Here is a 16,629-nt window from a genome sequence, read left to right on the forward strand (position 1 = left end):
TAATTTTTGTTTTGTTAAATTCTATAATTCAAAGTTACAATGAGGTATGAAATCACGGCTGTTGTGAAAATGACAGTTTTCGGGGGGGATTATGACAAAACTATTTTTTATCTTGCAGTTTAATCGTAATAGTTGCCATGCAGATCTCTGTCTTTGTACCCGAGTATGGCGTTATTGAAGCCGTTACACCGCCATTCAGAACCTTCCATACCGCCAATGAGTTTTTAACCACATTTGGCAAAAAGCCCATTTTCGAGGTCGAGTATGTGGGGCTAAGAGCGTATGTACCCGCTAACAATGGCGAATACATGATAAAAACCGATAGGTTGCTCAAAGATGTGACCGAAACCGACCTGCTTATCATTCCCCCTGCATTTGGTGATACGGCCAAAGGAATTCGGGCCAATGCAGAAGCGATACCTTATTTTAAGAAATTACACGAACAAGGTTCCGGTCTTGCCAGTTTATGCATCGGCGCTTTCCTTTTAGCCGAAACAGGTTTGCTCAATGGCAAAAAATGTTCTACACATTGGGCTTATGTCAGTGAGTTCAAAGAAAGATTCCCGGAGGTGGAGGTAGAAGATGGTGCAATAATAACCGAACACGATAATATTTACAGTAGTGGTGGAGCAAGTAGTTTATGGAATTTAATATTATATCTGGTTGAAAAGTTTTCCGACAGGGAAACAGCAGTCATGATCTCAAAATATTTTGCATTGGATATCGGGAGGGACAGCCAATCCCAGTTCGCAATATTCAAAGGACAACGGAATCACGGTGATGATGATATCCAAAAAGTACAGGATTATATAGAAAAACACTATTGTGATAAAATAAAAATAGAAACTTTAGCCAATTTGATCAATTCCGGGCGCAGAACATTTGAAAGAAGATTTAAAGAGGCTACCAACAATACCGCCATCGAATATATACAACGGGTAAGAATAGAAGCTGCCAAAACGTTCTTTGAAGCATCGAGAAAGAATGTAACGGAGATCATGTTTGATGTAGGTTATACCGATACGAAAGCTTTTAGAGATATATTTAAAAAGATTACAGGGCTTACTCCGATTGAGTATAGAAATAAGTTTGCAAAGGTGGCCAATGAGGTGTAACTGTTTAGAGTTTGTTTAAAAATATGGCTCAACGTTATGAAACACCGTTTTGGAAACTCCTCTGAGACCTGTGTTGAGCACTTGCCGAAGTAGGAGCGTAACGCAACTTACCAAAGACAAAAAGACCATTGAAATGATTGCATCCTGGAAAGAAAGCCCAACCTCACTTAAAAGACGAGTTTATTGGTATTATCAGGGACGTTTGCGTTGGACAGGTAAAACACCGCCAAATAGTGAGGAGTTACTAACGGTCATCGAAAAACAAATAGAAAAAGAAGAAGCTGAAGTCCAATGGGCAATGAACTTTACAGCAGGCTGGATTGGAGTTTATGAAAAAAAACACCGGAATCGTTGTATTGCACTTGGTGAAAAAACCGGTCTGTACAAAGGTAAAATGGTTTCAAAAGGGTGTACACCGGAGTATTTGCCAGCGTTTATTTCCATGGAAAGCAACAAAAGAAATTTATAAATATGTCTGACGTCAATAACACCTTCTATCATTTACTTGAAGAACATCTTACAAAAGAATATGTAAAGTCAAAAACGATGGTCATCCAGGAAGGAAAACGTTCAGGAAAATTGTACTATCTGAAAAAAGGTGTTTTACGAGGGTGGACGCTTCACGAGGGCAAGGAAGTTACTTTTCAGTTTCTTTTCGAAAATCATTTCTTTTGTAGCATGGAAAGCTTTTGGTATAACAGGCAGAGCCTTTACTCCGTTCAGGCGATTGAAGATGTAGAATTATTAGCTATCGATAAACAAAAAACGATGGAGCTTCTAACACAAAAACCAGCTGTATTGGCAACGTTTAATGAATATTTAATGAATCGGCTGTTAACCTATCAAAAAATGCTTATTGACAGAATAAAAGACAAGCCTGAAAAAAGATACCAGGAATTGTTAAATCGAGCTCCGGAGATTATCCGTCGGGTACCTCAACATTATATTGCCTCATATTTAGGAATCACATCCGTTTCTTTGAGTAGAATACGTAACCGACATTAATTAACAATTGTTATCTACTTCGTTCTTTCCTGTTCCTAGTTTTGTTTCGAACATTAAATTTTAATACCATGGAAGCAATAGTAAAAGGAATGCTAAAAGACATCATCGAAAATCCGGTGTATGACGAAAAATTGATTCATCAGTATTTTACGGATAATTATACGCAAACAGTTGATCACTCCACCTTAGATTTACCACATTTCAAGCAACATATTAGAAAGTTGAAAGACTTAATTAAGCATGTGCATGTAGAAGTGATTAACTGCGTTAGTAATTCCGATACTGTTTTTACCAAACATCAGGTTTATTCTGTGTTGCAAGACGGTACTACAAATACGCACAAAGTATTGGCGGAGTTTAAAATCCAACACGGTAAAATTGCTTGTTGTGATGAATTGACTTTTCTTATAAGCGGTTCTGAGTCGGGGAAAGACCTGGGTTCAGCATTATAATAAATAATTTATCTAAGTTGGCTTAGAGGATATATTCTTAAACACTAGTGTCCGGTTAAATTTTTAAGGAGCAGAAAAAGTCTGTTTGTTTTCTTCGGGGCGATGTTTTTTGCTATGAGCAAAAGTGTAAACCCTCCAAAGCACCAGGGGCCATCCATCCTATGGCGCAATTGCTGCACAAAACCGCAAATATCTGGCAGTTAGGAAAACCATGACGTTGAGTGGCCCCGTATTAGTTTTTATGCCCTTAAGATGCGCATTTATTATCTGAATATCAACAGGTTGTACCACTCCTGAATAGCCCTTCCCGGTTTCTAAGGAATGACTAAGTTACTTCCTTCTACTGACAGGAAGATTTTACGCTGGATTTTTATACATCGCCCGATATCTCCAATAACTGATGCCGCCAAGTATCAGTAATCCGAAAACAATATATTTTACATAACCCGGGGTAATAGCTGCAGCACCCGATTGTGCGTAACTATGAAGACCGACTAAATAGAAATTAACACCAAAATAGGTCATCATAATACTGCCATAGGCCGCTACACTCATAAAATTGTAAATCCATCTTCCCCTTAGGCCAGGTACCAATCGCATATGTAGTATAAAAGCATAGACCATGATGGAAACCAATGCCCAGGTTTCTTTGGGGTCCCATCCCCAATACCGTCCCCAACTCTCATTGGCCCATTGCCCTCCCAAAAAGTTACCAATGGTGAGCATCACCAAACCTACTGTTAGGGCCAGTTCATTAATAATGGTCAACTCCTTCAGGTTAATTTCCATTCGTCTTTTGTTCTTTTTGGTCGTCAGCATAATAAGAATCAATGAAACCACACCCAAAATCATGCTTACTGTGAAAGGGCCATAACTGCCTACAATTATCGGTACATGAATCATCACCCAATAACTATCCAAAACAGGCACCAGATTAGCAATGGAAGGATCTACCCAACTTTGGTGCCCGATCCAAAGCAGCATCGAAGCAACAAAAGCACTTGCGGCCAGGGTTAAGTCACTTTTTCTGGCAAAAAGTAATCCCATACCCAATGTAGCCCAGGAAACATACAGAATACTTTCATAAGCATTACTCCAAGGGGCATGGCCCGAAATGTACCAACGTAATACCAAGCCTGCGGTATGCCAAATAAAAAATAAAATAATCATCCCCTTTAAGAAGTAGGTTGAGGTCCTCCAGATTTTCCCGTCCTTAAAAATCCTGAAAATGAGAATTAAGAACAAAAGCCCCCCTACCATCATATAGTATTGATACAGACGATTGAAGATATCCAGCTTATTGTAAACAATTTCGGCTTTTATCTTTTTCTCAGATAGCATTACTTCTGAACCATGATTTCTTTGGTTCTGTTTAAAGGCTTCCAGCAGTTTATCGGATGCTGAATAATCTCCTGTAGCAATAGCATTCCGTAAAGTATTTACGTAATATGGAAGGCTATTCGTCATAAAATTGGCATACAGGGAATCTTGCACCTCATATTGACCGGAACGGAATTCCAAGGCAGAGATCCATTTGTTGTTCTCATCGTTCACCAACGGAAATATTTTCAATATGGTTCCGCTCAATGCCATTTCCAACAAGGAGAGACGTTCATGAACCTTGATAAAGTCTTTTTGGAATTCATTGGGATTGGTTGTAGAGCTAGCTTCTTCCATGTAAGGCTTTAATTTATACATACCTGTAGCATCGAACAAATCAACCGGCTTAATGTGTTTTTTTGTTTTTTCCACTCCCAATATCTGACGAATACTATCATTTTGCCATTTACCAACTTTGACAAATTCTATATTGTACCAAAGGCCCGGGTTTATCATCATGGAAAGGAATACCTGATCGGAATTCATGTCCTTGAATTTGTCATTGCCACTGAGTTTACGCAACAACTCTGAAGTAAAAGTATGCAAAGGTTTCATCCGCCCTTCTTCATCCTGGATGACCAGTTCCCCAAATTTATCCGCATGTTCCTCACTAACAGTTGTGGCCGTGATAAGCGAATCTATGTGTTCCTGAGTGGGTAAGTTGTTATGGTTTTCCTGCTGTGCTTGCTGGGCAAATCCTTGAAGGCAACCCATCAGGAATAACATAACTGCTGCCATTTTTGCCTTTTTCTTTTTCACTTTTTCTAATGCCGTGGCCATGTCCTTAAATCGAGTTTTACCGAAAAACATAATTCCAATTAATCCGGCATAAAGTAAGAAGTAGCCGATGTAGGTGATCCATGTCCCCCAAAAATCGTGATTAACACTCAAGATCGTACCCTTTTCATCCGGCATAAAACTGGCTTGAAAAAAGCGGTACCCGCCATGATCCAGAATATGGTTCATATAAATATCATAATCAAAGGGGCGCTCATCCTCGATAGTCACTTTGCTCATAAAGGATTTGTATACATTGACCGTTCCGGGGTACTTTTCCGCGATAAAGTCATTGAGTTTCACCCCAAAAGGTAATTGATATATTTTAGAGCCATATCTCAACGAAAATTGCAAATCCCCTAAGGAAAACGGGGCAGCAAAATCTGAGGATCCCTTACTGCCCAATAACTTCTTTTCTACCGTTTGTCCGTTTGCGGTAACGGCAACGACCAATGCGTCTTGGGTCTGGGCCGTAATTTCATTTTCGGGGACTTTGACCACGCCATAACGCCCTTTAAGTAATGGTTCCGGTAATACAAATTGCATTCCGGCCATAGAATACAGCGAACGTAGCTGTAATTCCTGAAGGCTATCTTTTACCACTTTTCCCTGCAACTGGTCAGCCATTCGCATAAAATTGCCTTCAAAGGGAGCTTCTATAAAATATCCTCCGTCCCTGGTGTAAAGGTTAATGGCTCCCTTGGTCTCTTTATTAAGTGCAAACAGGGCATTATGGATGTTGGCAACGGTTCCGTTCTCTATAAAATGTTCGTGCCGTTGCCCGTTTCCTGCCTCAACAATTTTTAGATATTCCTTGCCATTTTCATCAGGAATGAGCCCTTCCTTAGCCCCTTTGATAAAATCAACATATGCAATGCTGAATTCATTCCCGTTAAAATCATCGTTCCAGGGCAAATTTGACCTTTTCCCTTCCTGGGTGACCAAAATATCGTCTTCTAAAACCTTGCGCCTGGGTTGTCCCTCGATTTCGCCATCTATATAGGCGGTGAGATAGGTCTTATCTGAATAAAAGACATTTTCCGTCTGCCCTTCACGAATCGGCATCATGCCTTCGTAGCTTATATATCGCGTTACAAAAGCCCCGACAATAATCAATATCCATGAAAGGTGTAAAATCAAAACAGGCCATTTTTTCCATTGCAGAAGGTTGTACCTGTAAATGTTCCCTGAAAAGTTGATAACAAAGAACACCATAATAGCCTCGAACCAAGTGGCATTGTAAATGTAAATACGGGCGGTTTCGATACTGTACCAGGTTTCAATAAAAGTTGCCATACCCATTGCAGTAGCAAATAGAAGAAACAAAATGGCCATTAATTTAGTGGAGAACAGGGTTTTCTTAAGTAAATCTAGCATAAGGTCTTCGTTATCGGATTGCAAAACTACAACCTAGAAGAGACTTTTAATAATAATTAATTTGGAATTTAATCCCATTAAATGGATCTAATTCCCCGAGGCAGAGCCTCGGGTGTTGCTTGATTATTATATTTAGAGTATGTGTACAGTCATCGTTTTTATTTATCAACCTGAAAGCGCCGGTTTTCGGGATGATAAGATCGTCGTGACTGTTTTGATACCACGCTGAAACCGAACCTGGTCTTTTATGATATTTCAAGGAACACTTCTTCCGATCTGTTAGGCACCCGGATTACCAGGCAACCGTTATGCGGCATATCATAACGGACAGCCTTACCATTCACCTTTACCTGGTATTTTCTATCTTCCTGCATGGTTACAATAACAGAAGAATAACCGTCTCTTTTTTCGGCCCGTATCAGTTTGGCATGCATGGACGAATGATCGGGGGCAAACTTTTTCTCCTTGATCCAGAAGTCATACCCCGTAGTTATGATTCCCTTTTTATAATAGGTAGAAAACCAGTTGACTACGGGGCTGGAGAGTGCGCCGAACTGGTGCCATCCGGCTCCTCTGCCCGTATCGATGATAAAGTGCTCCATACAATTATAGGTAGCTTCGGTTTCGCGTTTCCAGGTCTCCAGTGCCGTTTTTGCTATCCGGTAAGCAAAATCTGCTTCTCCCATATCGAGCATTGCTTTAAAGAAAAACCATTGGTGAGGCATCCATACGGTACCGTTCCAGTAGCCGTCGTTACGGTAATAAGAAGCAGATTGGTCTACCGCGGATAGCCCGGTCTTACTCCACAGGTGTTGATCGCTGCGGAGTTTTTGAAGTAACTGTTCTTGCTGTTTTTCCGTACAAATCCCGGAGATGAGGGGAGAAGCCCCACCCAATCCCATATTGAGGTTCTCGCCTTCTGCTGTTTTTAATATTCCGGCAGGTGTATGGTGCTCCGTATGGGTTACATAACCGAAATACCCGGAAGTTTCGTCCCATGAAAAAGATTGCAGGGCACGGGAAAACCGTTTTATGTCCCGGTCGTATGCTTTAACGTCTTTATCCAGTCCCAGGATTATTGCAGCCTGTTTCATGATTTTAGCTGTCCGGATGGCATGGGCCGTATTGATAACAGGAGATGTAGAGGTTTCCATTTTATTTTTATGGACAAACGATTGCGGAGGATAATCGTCCCAGCCTCCGGAATTGTAAAAGTAGTCCCAAGTTTTCAGCAGTCCGGAATTCAATATATCCGTAGTAGAACTACCTTCATGTCCGGCAAGGAAGTCGTGATATCTTTTTAATCGGGGATAAAACTCTTTCAGTACTGTTACAGACTGCGTCCGGTTCCAGATTTCCCGGTATAAATAATGTTGTACAGGGAGAGGTGTTCCGTGGTGTAAAAAGGCCGATGGATTGTCTGTATCCATCAGGTAAGCCCTGAGGTTATCTATGGCTTGTCCGGTATCCATGTCCAGGAGTCCCAGCCCTATAAAACCGGAATCCCAGGTGTACAGGCTGTCCCACCACCGTCCCGGGGTGCGGTGCCGGATGTAGCTTTTCTGCGTGTATACCGGGTATACTACATTTGTGGCAATGGTAGCCCGCATTAACTGATCGCCGAACAGGTAGGGTTTTCCATCCGGCAAACAGGAATCTCTGTGGGTTTTCGACTTTAATTCCCGGTAATATTGTTCTAACCGTGCTTTATCCCACTGCCCGGCCCGTAGCGCATTCGTCACCTCTTGCAGACTTCCGGTATACACGCGCCCGTAGATGATCTTCCGGGAATCGGGTTTAAGAAATACAGGCTTCATAAATATGTTGGTGTAATGTCCTTTATTATCCCCGCGGAGTTTGGTAGCGACATGATCGTTAGTGGCCCTTCGAAAATAAACATCGAGATCCTTGTCCAATACTTCCCGCAGGACATAATCGTCATACGTCCAGCGCATACCGTAATACTGATCGATGTCTTTATATTTCAGTATTACGGCATTTTTTACGGAGGGTATTATAATTTCCGGGGTGCTGTTCCATTGGTGGTCCCTGAATTTTAATTGTGCGCTACTTCCCTTAGGGACGATAGCGATGCCATCCCACTGAATTTCTGCCCCTCCCTGGGAAGTGATAATCAGGGAGGTGTTTTTATGGTTCTTTTTTTTCAGGGGAACGGATAATAATTCAAATGTTCCTGTTCCCGTCATGTTTATAGTATCGTTTAATATACCCGATAGCACTACACTGACTTTTTCATTTTCCCGCACGCGATATCTGATCACCATTTCGTTGTCCGGTGCTTGTAAACCCTTGATATCGAATCGTATTTCGTCGCCTTTTGTTTTTCCGAAACCGGCGCCTATACCTCTTCCGGAAACCAGTCCGTTTTCCCTGATTTCACCTCTCAGCCTACCGTTGTAGACCAGGTTGTCCTGCGGTGTTTTCCGGGTGTAACGTATGTGGCTGTAGTCGGTAGCATCCATCCATACTCCCGCAGGGGGGAGGACAACTTCCATGTGGTACAGCGGGGTATCGGGCTGATATTCCCGCAAAGAAGGAAAATGGACCGAGGCCATAAAATTCATGGTAAGATTTTGGTTTATATCGGTATTATTGACCAATTCCATCCGGATCAGCCTGGAACTGTCATCGGAAATTTTCAGGTATGAGATATCGGCGTAAACCCTGTCTTTCCATTCCAATTCATGGCGGAACGAGAAAAAATCCAGGTCTGCTGTGGCTTGCCAGGGATGATAATTGGTCTCGAACATCACATTCGGTACTTCTACCTTGCGCCGGTAAAAGCCCGGAAAAACACTCAGGTCAAAACGAACTCCCTGCTCCACATCGGGAATATGGGAAAGCCCGATATAGTTTTTGGTATATGGCCCCCACGGAGGAAGATTCAGGTCGTGCTGCCGGGACAGTACCGGTATTGCGGTCTCCGCTCCGGATTGAGCGTGTAAGAGGACGGGAGCAAGCAATAGTATAACGGTTAAAAGCAGTGGTGTGGTTTTCATGTTACATAATAATATTTAAGGGTTTCGGAACATGGTTCTTATATCCGTTTCTGATGGCGGTGAAAAATATAGGTTTCAGGACAATTACGCGAAATCTGTTTTTTACTTTTTGCAAAGTATGTGTTTTTCTGCTTACCCTCATAAGTTTTTAAACATGCTCTTAATAAGGATATAGCATATCCGCGATGAAAAACGACCGTATTTGCCGAATGAAAAAGGATAGGGGTCAAAGGAAGTTCCTTTGTCCCCTATCCCTTATCATAAACCTAAGGTTATATCAGCAAATTATTGCTGATATCCGGGATTCTGTTTCAGGATGTTTTCATTATTCACCTTGAGTATTTCCGTTTCGGGTATAGGAAAGAGATTGTGGTGTTCTTCCACCTCAAATCCCTTGGCCGTCATCACCGTAACATACCTGTTTGTCCTCACCAGGTCAAACCATCTCAGGCCTTCGGAGGCAAATTCTACCCGGCGTTCCTGCTCTATGGCCAGGCGGAATTCCGATTGGTCGGAAACTTCCGCAGTAGTCAGTTCATCCAGCCCGGCGCGTTTCCTGATTCTGTTGAGCAGGGAGAAGGCTTCACCGTTTGGTACATAGCCCTGCTCATTGAGGGACTCCGACAACATTAAAAGAACATCGGAATAACGGATGACAGGCCAGTCGCTTTCTCCCAATCCGCTGGGTGCGGGTCCGTATTTATAGATCAGGGTGTCTGTCAGGGAGACCGTGGCATTGATGGTTTGCTCCCTCCGTACATCGTCGGTCTCATAAGCGTTATAGAGGTCTGTAGTGGCCCTGTTATCCGGTTCGTTGAGGTAGGTATAGGAGAAATTAAACCCATTCCCGTTGACGCCGTCGTTCGTCCAGCGGACAGCAAAAAGGATCTCTTTGTTATATTCGTTGGAAATGTCAAATACATCGGCGTAATGTTCCAGCAAATCTACGACACTTCCTTCCAGGGCGGTTACTTTTCTGAGAGCGGCTTCCGCTTCTTCAAAGTTTCCCATGGTCATATAAACCCTGCCCAGAAGCGCATTGGCAGCCGTACTGGTCGTTCTGCCCACATCGGCTCCCTGGAACTCGGCCGGGAGAAACTCCGCCGCCCGGTCCAGGTCTTCCACAATCTGTGTATATACTTCAGCAGGATCGCTTTGTGGAAACTCAAGAGCTTCGGAACCTTGTATTTCATGTAAAACCAGTGGAACGTTGCCATAAATCCTCACCAGGTTAAAATATACCAGTGCCCGTATAAACAGTGCTTCGCCTTTGATCCTGTTTTTAGTTTGCTCTTCCATTTCAATGGCATCAATCCTGTCCAGGATGGCATTGACCCGGCTGATGGCATTATAGCTGTAATTCCACCTGCTTTCGATAGCGCCGTTGGCAGGCAAAATGGAGAAATTGTCAAAATCGGCTCTGGTGGTTACGGAACCCGAAATAACGGGTTTTGTATTGTCCGACCGGATATCTCCGTAAAGCACAATATCTCCGAATTCTCCGCGCAGGCTGCTGTAGGCCCCTAATATGGCCTGTTCGAAATCTGTAGGAGTTTGATAAAAATTCCCGGAACTGCGTTGAGACTCGGGGGCCAGGTCCAATTTATCATCACATCCGGCAACAACCGTGGATATGGCGAATGCTATTAGTATTTTTATTGTTTTCATGATGGTGTTTTTATGGTTACAGTCCGATTTTTACGCCGATGCTGACTCTTCGTGACAGGGGATAGGTGCCGTAATCAGAACCCATGTTCAGCGGACTTCCTCCGCTAAGGCTGACCTCCGGGTTATACCCGGTATACTTGGTGAAATAAGCCAGGTTGGCGATGTCGGCAAAAATCCGTAGAGAACTTATATTTATTTTTTGCGTAAAGCTACCCGGAAAAGTGTAGCCGAGTGTCACGTTCTGTATCCGCGTAAAGGACCCGTCTTCCACCCATCGGGAAGATTCGGCGACGTTGTTGTTACCACTGGTGGAACGGTTGGCCCGCGGGGTGGTACCATCTCCCGGTTCGCTCGGAGATTTCCATCGGTTCAGGGCTTCGACCGTCTGGTTCTGGTTTCCTTCGAGGTTGTTGTAGAACCTTCTGGCCACATTGTGTACGAGGTTCCCCGATACACCATTGATCACGATCCGCAAATCGAAATTCTTATAGGAAAAACTATTGGTAAGCCCCCACACGAAATCCGGGTTATTGCTTCCTATGACGACCCGGTCGTCACTGTTGATCACCCCGTCGCCATTCTGGTCCTTGTATTTGACGTCGCCGGGATAGGTGCCGTTACCCGTTGCCCAGGTCGCACTGTTTTCTATTTCTTCCCGGGTCTGGAATATACCGATCTGTTCATACACGGAAAACGAAGCGATCTGTCCGCCGACTTCCGTGATGTAGATGCTGCCTGCGCCGCTTCCCGAACGTATGGGATCGCCTTCGGGCCCCAGTTCCATGACTTTATTATCGCTAAAGGAAATATTAAAGTCGGTACTCCACTTAAACGTATCTACGAAGTTCCTGGTGTTCACGCCAAATTCCCATCCTGTATTTTTAACCCTGCCCAGGTTCTGAAGTGCGGAGCCAAAGCCGGTGATCCTCGGTATGGGCACATTGAGCAACAGGGCCGATGTTTCACTGTCGAAATAATCTGCCACGACAAAAATCCGGTTTTGGAAGAGCCCGATTTCCGCCCCGATATCGTATTGCTCCGTCGTTTCCCAGGTCAGGTTCGGGTTATCGATGGTCGACAGGTTCAACCCGGTTACCCCGACCCCGTTACCGGCACCCAGGACGTAATTGGAACTGCTCACCAGGCCGAAAGAAGAATAATTTCCTATCCGGTTATTTCCCGTTTGTCCGTAGCTCGCCCGCAATTTCAGCATATTTAAGGTTTGCGAACCGGCAAGGAATTTTTCTTCGGAAATCAGCCATCCCAAAGATACGGACGGGAAAGTCGCGTATTTCCTGTTGGCACCGAACCGCGAAGAACCGTCGCGTCGTATGGCGGCAGAGACAAAATACCTGTCATTATACGCGTAATTCATTCGCCCCAACAAAGACACAAGACTCCATTTCTGAACAAAAGAAGAGGCTTCGGTTACCGTATTGAAATCGTTGATGGTCCGTATGGCATCTCCCAGGATACCGTTTGCCGCAATATAATTGTTCTGTTCCCTTTCTTCCTGGTAGGTAAACCCGCCCAGTACATCAAAACTGTGTTTGCCAAAGGATTTGGCATAAGTTATGGTGTTTTCCGTAAGCCAGTTTCGCTGGGATAATTTCCTGGAATTTGCAGAGTTATCATCATTATTTCGCTTAATGATGGCCGGGTTGAACTCGTTTCTTTCAAAATCGAAAAAGTCTACCCCGAAGCTTGTTTTGGCTTTTAGTCCGTCTGCAAGGTCTACTTCGAGATAGGTGTTGGCCAAAAGTCTCAACTGGCTGCTTTCGGCATCGTATTCTTTGGCCGTAAGCACGGGATTGGGCGTGCCGCAACAGGTAAAATTAGGATCGTTGTTTACAAACTCTTCGGCGCTTTCGTCAGGTTTGAGAAAGGGGTAATAAATGACGGCTTCGTTGATCACCGCGTTGTCTGCCCAGTGTCCTTCGGCATTCACTTCGTCCATAATGGAATAACTAGGGGTAATGCTCGTTCCGAGTCTCAGGCGATCGGTAATGTTTACGTCAAAATTGGTTCGCAGGGTAAAGCGTTTGAAGCCGGAAGACAATACGACTCCGTCTTCATCGTGATAGGCCCCGGATACGAAATATTTAAAATCCTCACTCCCCCCGGAAGCGGAGAGTTGATAATCCTGGACTACCGCATTTCTGAAGATCTGGTCCTGCCAGTCGGTATTGATTCCACGGTATTGACTTTCATTATCCAGGAATTGGGGAAATGGTATCCCGGGAGACGTAGAGGCATCGGCATTCACATAGGCCTCCCGCACCAGGTCCAGAAGCTGGTCGCCATTGAGCAGATCCATTTTGTTAATGACCGACTGTACCCCGGTAGTGACGCTGAAATCCAAACTGTTTTTTCCCGATTTTCCTCTTTTGGTCGTAATAATAACCACTCCATTGGCTCCCCTGGACCCGTAAATGGCCGATGCCGAAGCATCTTTCAGGACCTGTATGGATTCGATGTCATTGGGGTTTATGGAAGAGAGCGGGTTAAATCCCTGATCAGACCCCCCGATATTGGTCTGCTCTACCGGGAATCCGTCTATGACGTAAAGCGGATCGTTGCTTGCCGATAAAGAACCGCCACCCCTGACGCGAACCACAATATTTCCTCCCGGCGCCCCGGTGGTCTGCTGTACCTGTACCCCCGGCATTTTCCCGGTGAGGGCCCTTGAAAAAGCATCATTCGATGTTTCCCCCAGGTCCTCCGCCGTAATCGAGGAAATGGCGCTTGTCACCTTCCGTTTGGTTTGTGTACCATATCCTACGACCAGTACCTCGTCCAGGCTGGCTACACTTTCGGTGAGGGTTATCGTAATCCCGGATCTGCCGTTTACGTTGATTTCCTCGGAGGTAAACCCTATATAAGACACCACAAGTATGGCGTTTTCACCGGATACGTTAAGCGAGAAATTACCGTCAAAATCGGCCTGGGTTCCGTTGGATGTCCCTTTCTCCAGGATATTGGCACCGGCCAGGGGTATGCCCCCGGTGTCCAGGACGGTTCCGCTGACAGGATAATTTTGCTGGGGGTCGGTGATGTCCCCGGCCGTAATTATAATTTTGTCCCCTTTGAACCGAAGTTCAAAACCGGAGTTCAAAAAAAGGTCTTCAAGAAGCTTATTGACACGTATTTTTCCCTTTTTCAAATGTACCTCGGGAACATCTTTAAAGAAATTTTCCGGGTATATAAACGTAAGGTCCGTCTGGTCCTTCAGCATGTCAAATACCACATCGATGGAGACGACCTGGTCTGTTTGTATCTGTATAAATTTGTTCTGTGATAACGATTCGCTTGGTGTAAACCCGAATCCAGAACAGCACAGGAGAAGTATTAGTGTTCTCATTACGCATGTAAGTAATCTTTTCCCATAAGGAATAAGGATTATAGTTAACCTATTTTTCATAAATTTGACTATGTTTTTGATTGGTTAATACTGTTTTGACTGGTTAAAGCAAGGGGGGAACCAAAGCACGCTACTGTCCAGGTATATACTTTGTTCCCTCTGTTTATTTAATGTACACGTGTTTGTTTTTTATCTCATAGGCATTAATGGAATTGGTTGACACGATTAGATTGAGTATTTCCTCGATGTTTTCTTTTTTACTGATCATCCCGTTAAATTTTACTTTCCTGAGCTCGGGATTGGTGAAAATAATTTGAACGTCATACCATCGGTCCAGCACTTTTGCTATAGTTTCCAGGGACATGCCCGTAAAACTGAACACCCCTTTTTTCCAGGATATTTCATCAGAAACATCGGTGATCGAAATATCCATTTTATGGTCCTGAAGGTTCAGGCTGGCTTTTTCGTTGGGTTTTAGAATACAATCAATGTCTCCCGCACTTATGGCTACTTTGCCCTCTACCAGGGTCGTGGCTATATGAGATTCGTCCCGGTAGGCTCTTATGTTGAATTCCGTACCCAGTACTTCGATCTCCTGCGATTGGTGGACTACCCTGAATTTTGTTCCCGTATGCCGGGAGGCAGGGGCGACATCAAAATAAGCTTCGCCATAGAGCAATTCTACACTTCTTGTTTCTCCTTTGACAAAGGCCACCGGATATTTCAGTTTGGTCTCCGAATTGAGCCAAACCCTGGTGCCGTCCGAGAGTTTTATCTGAAACTGTCCTCCCCGTGGAATGGTAATATGATTGTATGCAGGAGAAGCGTCGTCTGCATACCCGTCGTTATACGAAAGGGTCTTACCGTTATTTTTAAGTGCTGCCGTGGTTATGTTTTCTTCCGCCAGGTCCAGGTGCGATCCGTCCTGAAGGGTAAGGATGGCTTTGTCAGACCCCGGTTTAATGTGGTTTACTTCAACGGTGGTAATAGCACTGCTCCCGGGAGTTTTTTCCAAAAACCCGTTATATAAATAATAAGAACCGCCGGAGAAGAGTAGCAGGATAGCTGCATATTTTATGATACGAACAGTACGGCGTAACCCGGATGCTTTCTTTTCGCGCCCTATAAACGCCAGGAGCTGCTCCCTGGATTTCGGGGTATTAAACTTTTTGATGTTATGGTCAATGATAAAATTGATTTTTGCATAGTTCTTGAACTCCTCCCGGGTATACGGGTCCCACATTTTTTCCGAAAGTTCGTCAAGTTCGGAAAGGGATGCCTGCCGGGTGAGGTATTTTACTATTAATCTCAGTTCTTTTATGGACATGCTGTATTAGATTTCATTATTGAAACGTATCATTCCGGAAGAACCCTTGCTTTTTTAATATTTTTTTTTAATATTTTTTTAATATTTGCAGGTAGATGCATAATTTTTTATAAATGAAACATGATCTTAACAATACGGAGAACCTGGTGCAGGAGCTGAAAAACGGAACGTCCGAAGCCTATTCGTTCTTAGTGGATAAGTATCACCATACCCTGTGTACCTATGCTTTTACGCTCGTCGGAGATCATGACTCGGCGGAGGATATTGTACAGAACGTATTGATCAGGGTCTGGAAGAAGAGAAAAGAACTGAAAGATGATCTTGACCTGAAAAATTATTTATACAAAAGCGTTTACAACAACTTTATAGATCACTACCGTAAGATGAGACCTGTATTTGCCTTAGAAAAAATACATATCGATTCCCTGCGGGATTACATCCATGAAGAGCCCGATAATGCGATGGAAAAACTCATTGCTATGATGAAAAGAGAAATAGATAACCTGCCCCCGAAGTGCAGAGAGGCCTTTCTGTTAAGCAAACAGGAGGGATTGACCAATATGGAAATAGCAGACCACCTCAATATTTCTATCAAGTCCGTAGAAGGGCATATCACAAAGGCGTTTTCCATATTGAGAAAGTCTCTCGGAAATACGGTAAATCATATTTTTATTTTTTTACTTCATACCGGGAATTTGAATTCGGGACATAACCTGAGGACAAAATATCATGCATAACACAGCTACTTTGTTTGAGCAACCGGGCCTTTGCCGGTAATTTTTAAATCCCATTAATTGGATCTAATTCCCCCACGCCTGTCCTGATCCCGATAGTTCGGGATTATCTGGCCTGCCCCGAGGCAGAGCCTCGGATGCCCGCCACCAGTTGAAAACTGGCGTTATCGGAGATGAGCGCCATGGAACTGCTTCTGTAATAATTAGCTCGCAGTTGCCCGTAAAGGCTTTAAAGGAACCCACTATTGCCGATGCCATATCAGATGGATTAACTAATGGTTCTTACAGCACAGAATGGCAAGGAGAATCGATGCGAAAATTTAGAAAAGAACAGTAAAAAAATTTAATTAATTTAACCGAAAATTTTTGAGAAAAGTGTCCGTTTTGAAACGGAACACCTATCCGTTTTCAGC

At 43.8% G+C, this 16,629-nt stretch carries 10 protein-coding genes; 5 read left to right on the forward strand and 5 right to left on the reverse strand.

All coding sequences use genetic code 11. From position 1 onward, the window contains the following. Positions 1–137 precede the first annotated feature (137 nt). From ACVBDY_RS16600 to ACVBDY_RS16615, 4 genes are all read left to right on the forward strand, one after another. On the forward strand, positions 138–1,115 hold the full coding sequence (locus ACVBDY_RS16600) for a GlxA family transcriptional regulator (RefSeq protein WP_447176582.1): 978 nt from the start codon (positions 138–140) through the stop codon (positions 1,113–1,115). Between the two features lie 133 nt (positions 1,116–1,248). After that, a complete protein-coding gene (locus ACVBDY_RS16605) occupies positions 1,249–1,584 on the forward strand; it encodes a DNA alkylation repair protein (protein ID WP_447176583.1) in 336 nt (111 codons plus the stop codon). 2 nt (positions 1,585–1,586) lie between these two features. Beyond that, a complete protein-coding gene (locus ACVBDY_RS16610) occupies positions 1,587–2,120 on the forward strand; it encodes a Crp/Fnr family transcriptional regulator (RefSeq protein ID WP_447176584.1) in 534 nt (177 codons plus the stop codon). A gap of 68 nt (positions 2,121–2,188) precedes the next feature. Beyond that, complete coding sequence (locus ACVBDY_RS16615; RefSeq protein ID WP_447176585.1) at positions 2,189–2,572, forward strand: hypothetical protein; 384 nt, start codon at positions 2,189–2,191, stop codon at positions 2,570–2,572. A 357-nt stretch (positions 2,573–2,929) separates the two neighbouring features. Here the strand turns inward: ACVBDY_RS16615 and ccsA are convergent, their stop codons facing one another. From ccsA to ACVBDY_RS16640, 5 genes are all read right to left on the reverse strand, one after another. Beyond that, entirely contained in the window at positions 2,930–6,106 is a 3,177-nt protein-coding gene (gene ccsA / locus ACVBDY_RS16620; protein ID WP_447176586.1) for a cytochrome c biogenesis protein CcsA, read from the reverse strand. A 245-nt stretch (positions 6,107–6,351) separates the two neighbouring features. Further along, positions 6,352–9,126 carry an MGH1-like glycoside hydrolase domain-containing protein gene (locus ACVBDY_RS16625; protein WP_447176587.1) on the reverse strand — a complete coding sequence of 925 codons (2,775 nt, stop codon included), beginning with the start codon at positions 9,124–9,126 and terminating at the stop codon, positions 6,352–6,354. A gap of 285 nt (positions 9,127–9,411) precedes the next feature. Further along, a complete protein-coding gene (locus ACVBDY_RS16630; RefSeq protein WP_447176588.1) occupies positions 9,412–10,794 on the reverse strand; it encodes a RagB/SusD family nutrient uptake outer membrane protein in 1,383 nt (460 codons plus the stop codon). A 16-nt stretch (positions 10,795–10,810) separates the two neighbouring features. Next, positions 10,811–14,155, reverse strand: a complete 3,345-nt coding sequence (locus ACVBDY_RS16635; RefSeq protein ID WP_447176589.1) for a SusC/RagA family TonB-linked outer membrane protein — start codon at positions 14,153–14,155, stop codon at positions 10,811–10,813. Positions 14,156–14,318: 163 nt separating this feature from the next. Continuing rightward, positions 14,319–15,482, reverse strand: coding sequence for a FecR family protein (locus tag ACVBDY_RS16640; RefSeq protein WP_447176590.1), 1,164 nt, complete (start codon positions 15,480–15,482; stop codon positions 14,319–14,321). Positions 15,483–15,595: 113 nt separating this feature from the next. Between ACVBDY_RS16640 and ACVBDY_RS16645 the strand changes: the two genes are divergently transcribed. Beyond that, positions 15,596–16,219, forward strand: coding sequence for an RNA polymerase sigma factor (locus tag ACVBDY_RS16645; protein WP_447176591.1), 624 nt, complete (start codon positions 15,596–15,598; stop codon positions 16,217–16,219). Positions 16,220–16,629 lie beyond the last annotated feature (410 nt).

It is taken from the genome of Sinomicrobium halophytocola, from assembly GCF_052983395.1.

Bases quoted from the DNA above. Each gene is read 5' to 3' on its own strand.
- ACVBDY_RS16605 (WP_447176583.1), top strand. From the start codon at position 1,249: ATGATTGCATCCTGGAAAGAAAGCCCAACCTCACTTAAAAGACGAGTT.
- ACVBDY_RS16610 (WP_447176584.1), top strand. From the start codon at position 1,587: ATGTCTGACGTCAATAACACCTTCTATCATTTACTTGAAGAACATCTT.
- ccsA (WP_447176586.1), bottom strand. From the start codon at position 6,106: ATGCTAGATTTACTTAAGAAAACCCTGTTCTCCACTAAATTAATGGCC.
- ACVBDY_RS16645 (WP_447176591.1), top strand. From the start codon at position 15,596: ATGAAACATGATCTTAACAATACGGAGAACCTGGTGCAGGAGCTGAAA.
- ACVBDY_RS16640 (WP_447176590.1), bottom strand. From the start codon at position 15,482: ATGTCCATAAAAGAACTGAGATTAATAGTAAAATACCTCACCCGGCAG.
- ACVBDY_RS16600 (WP_447176582.1), top strand. From the start codon at position 138: ATGCAGATCTCTGTCTTTGTACCCGAGTATGGCGTTATTGAAGCCGTT.
- ACVBDY_RS16625 (WP_447176587.1), bottom strand. From the start codon at position 9,126: ATGAAAACCACACCACTGCTTTTAACCGTTATACTATTGCTTGCTCCC.
- ACVBDY_RS16615 (WP_447176585.1), top strand. From the start codon at position 2,189: ATGGAAGCAATAGTAAAAGGAATGCTAAAAGACATCATCGAAAATCCG.
- ACVBDY_RS16630 (WP_447176588.1), bottom strand. From the start codon at position 10,794: ATGAAAACAATAAAAATACTAATAGCATTCGCCATATCCACGGTTGTT.
- ACVBDY_RS16635 (WP_447176589.1), bottom strand. From the start codon at position 14,155: ATGAGAACACTAATACTTCTCCTGTGCTGTTCTGGATTCGGGTTTACA.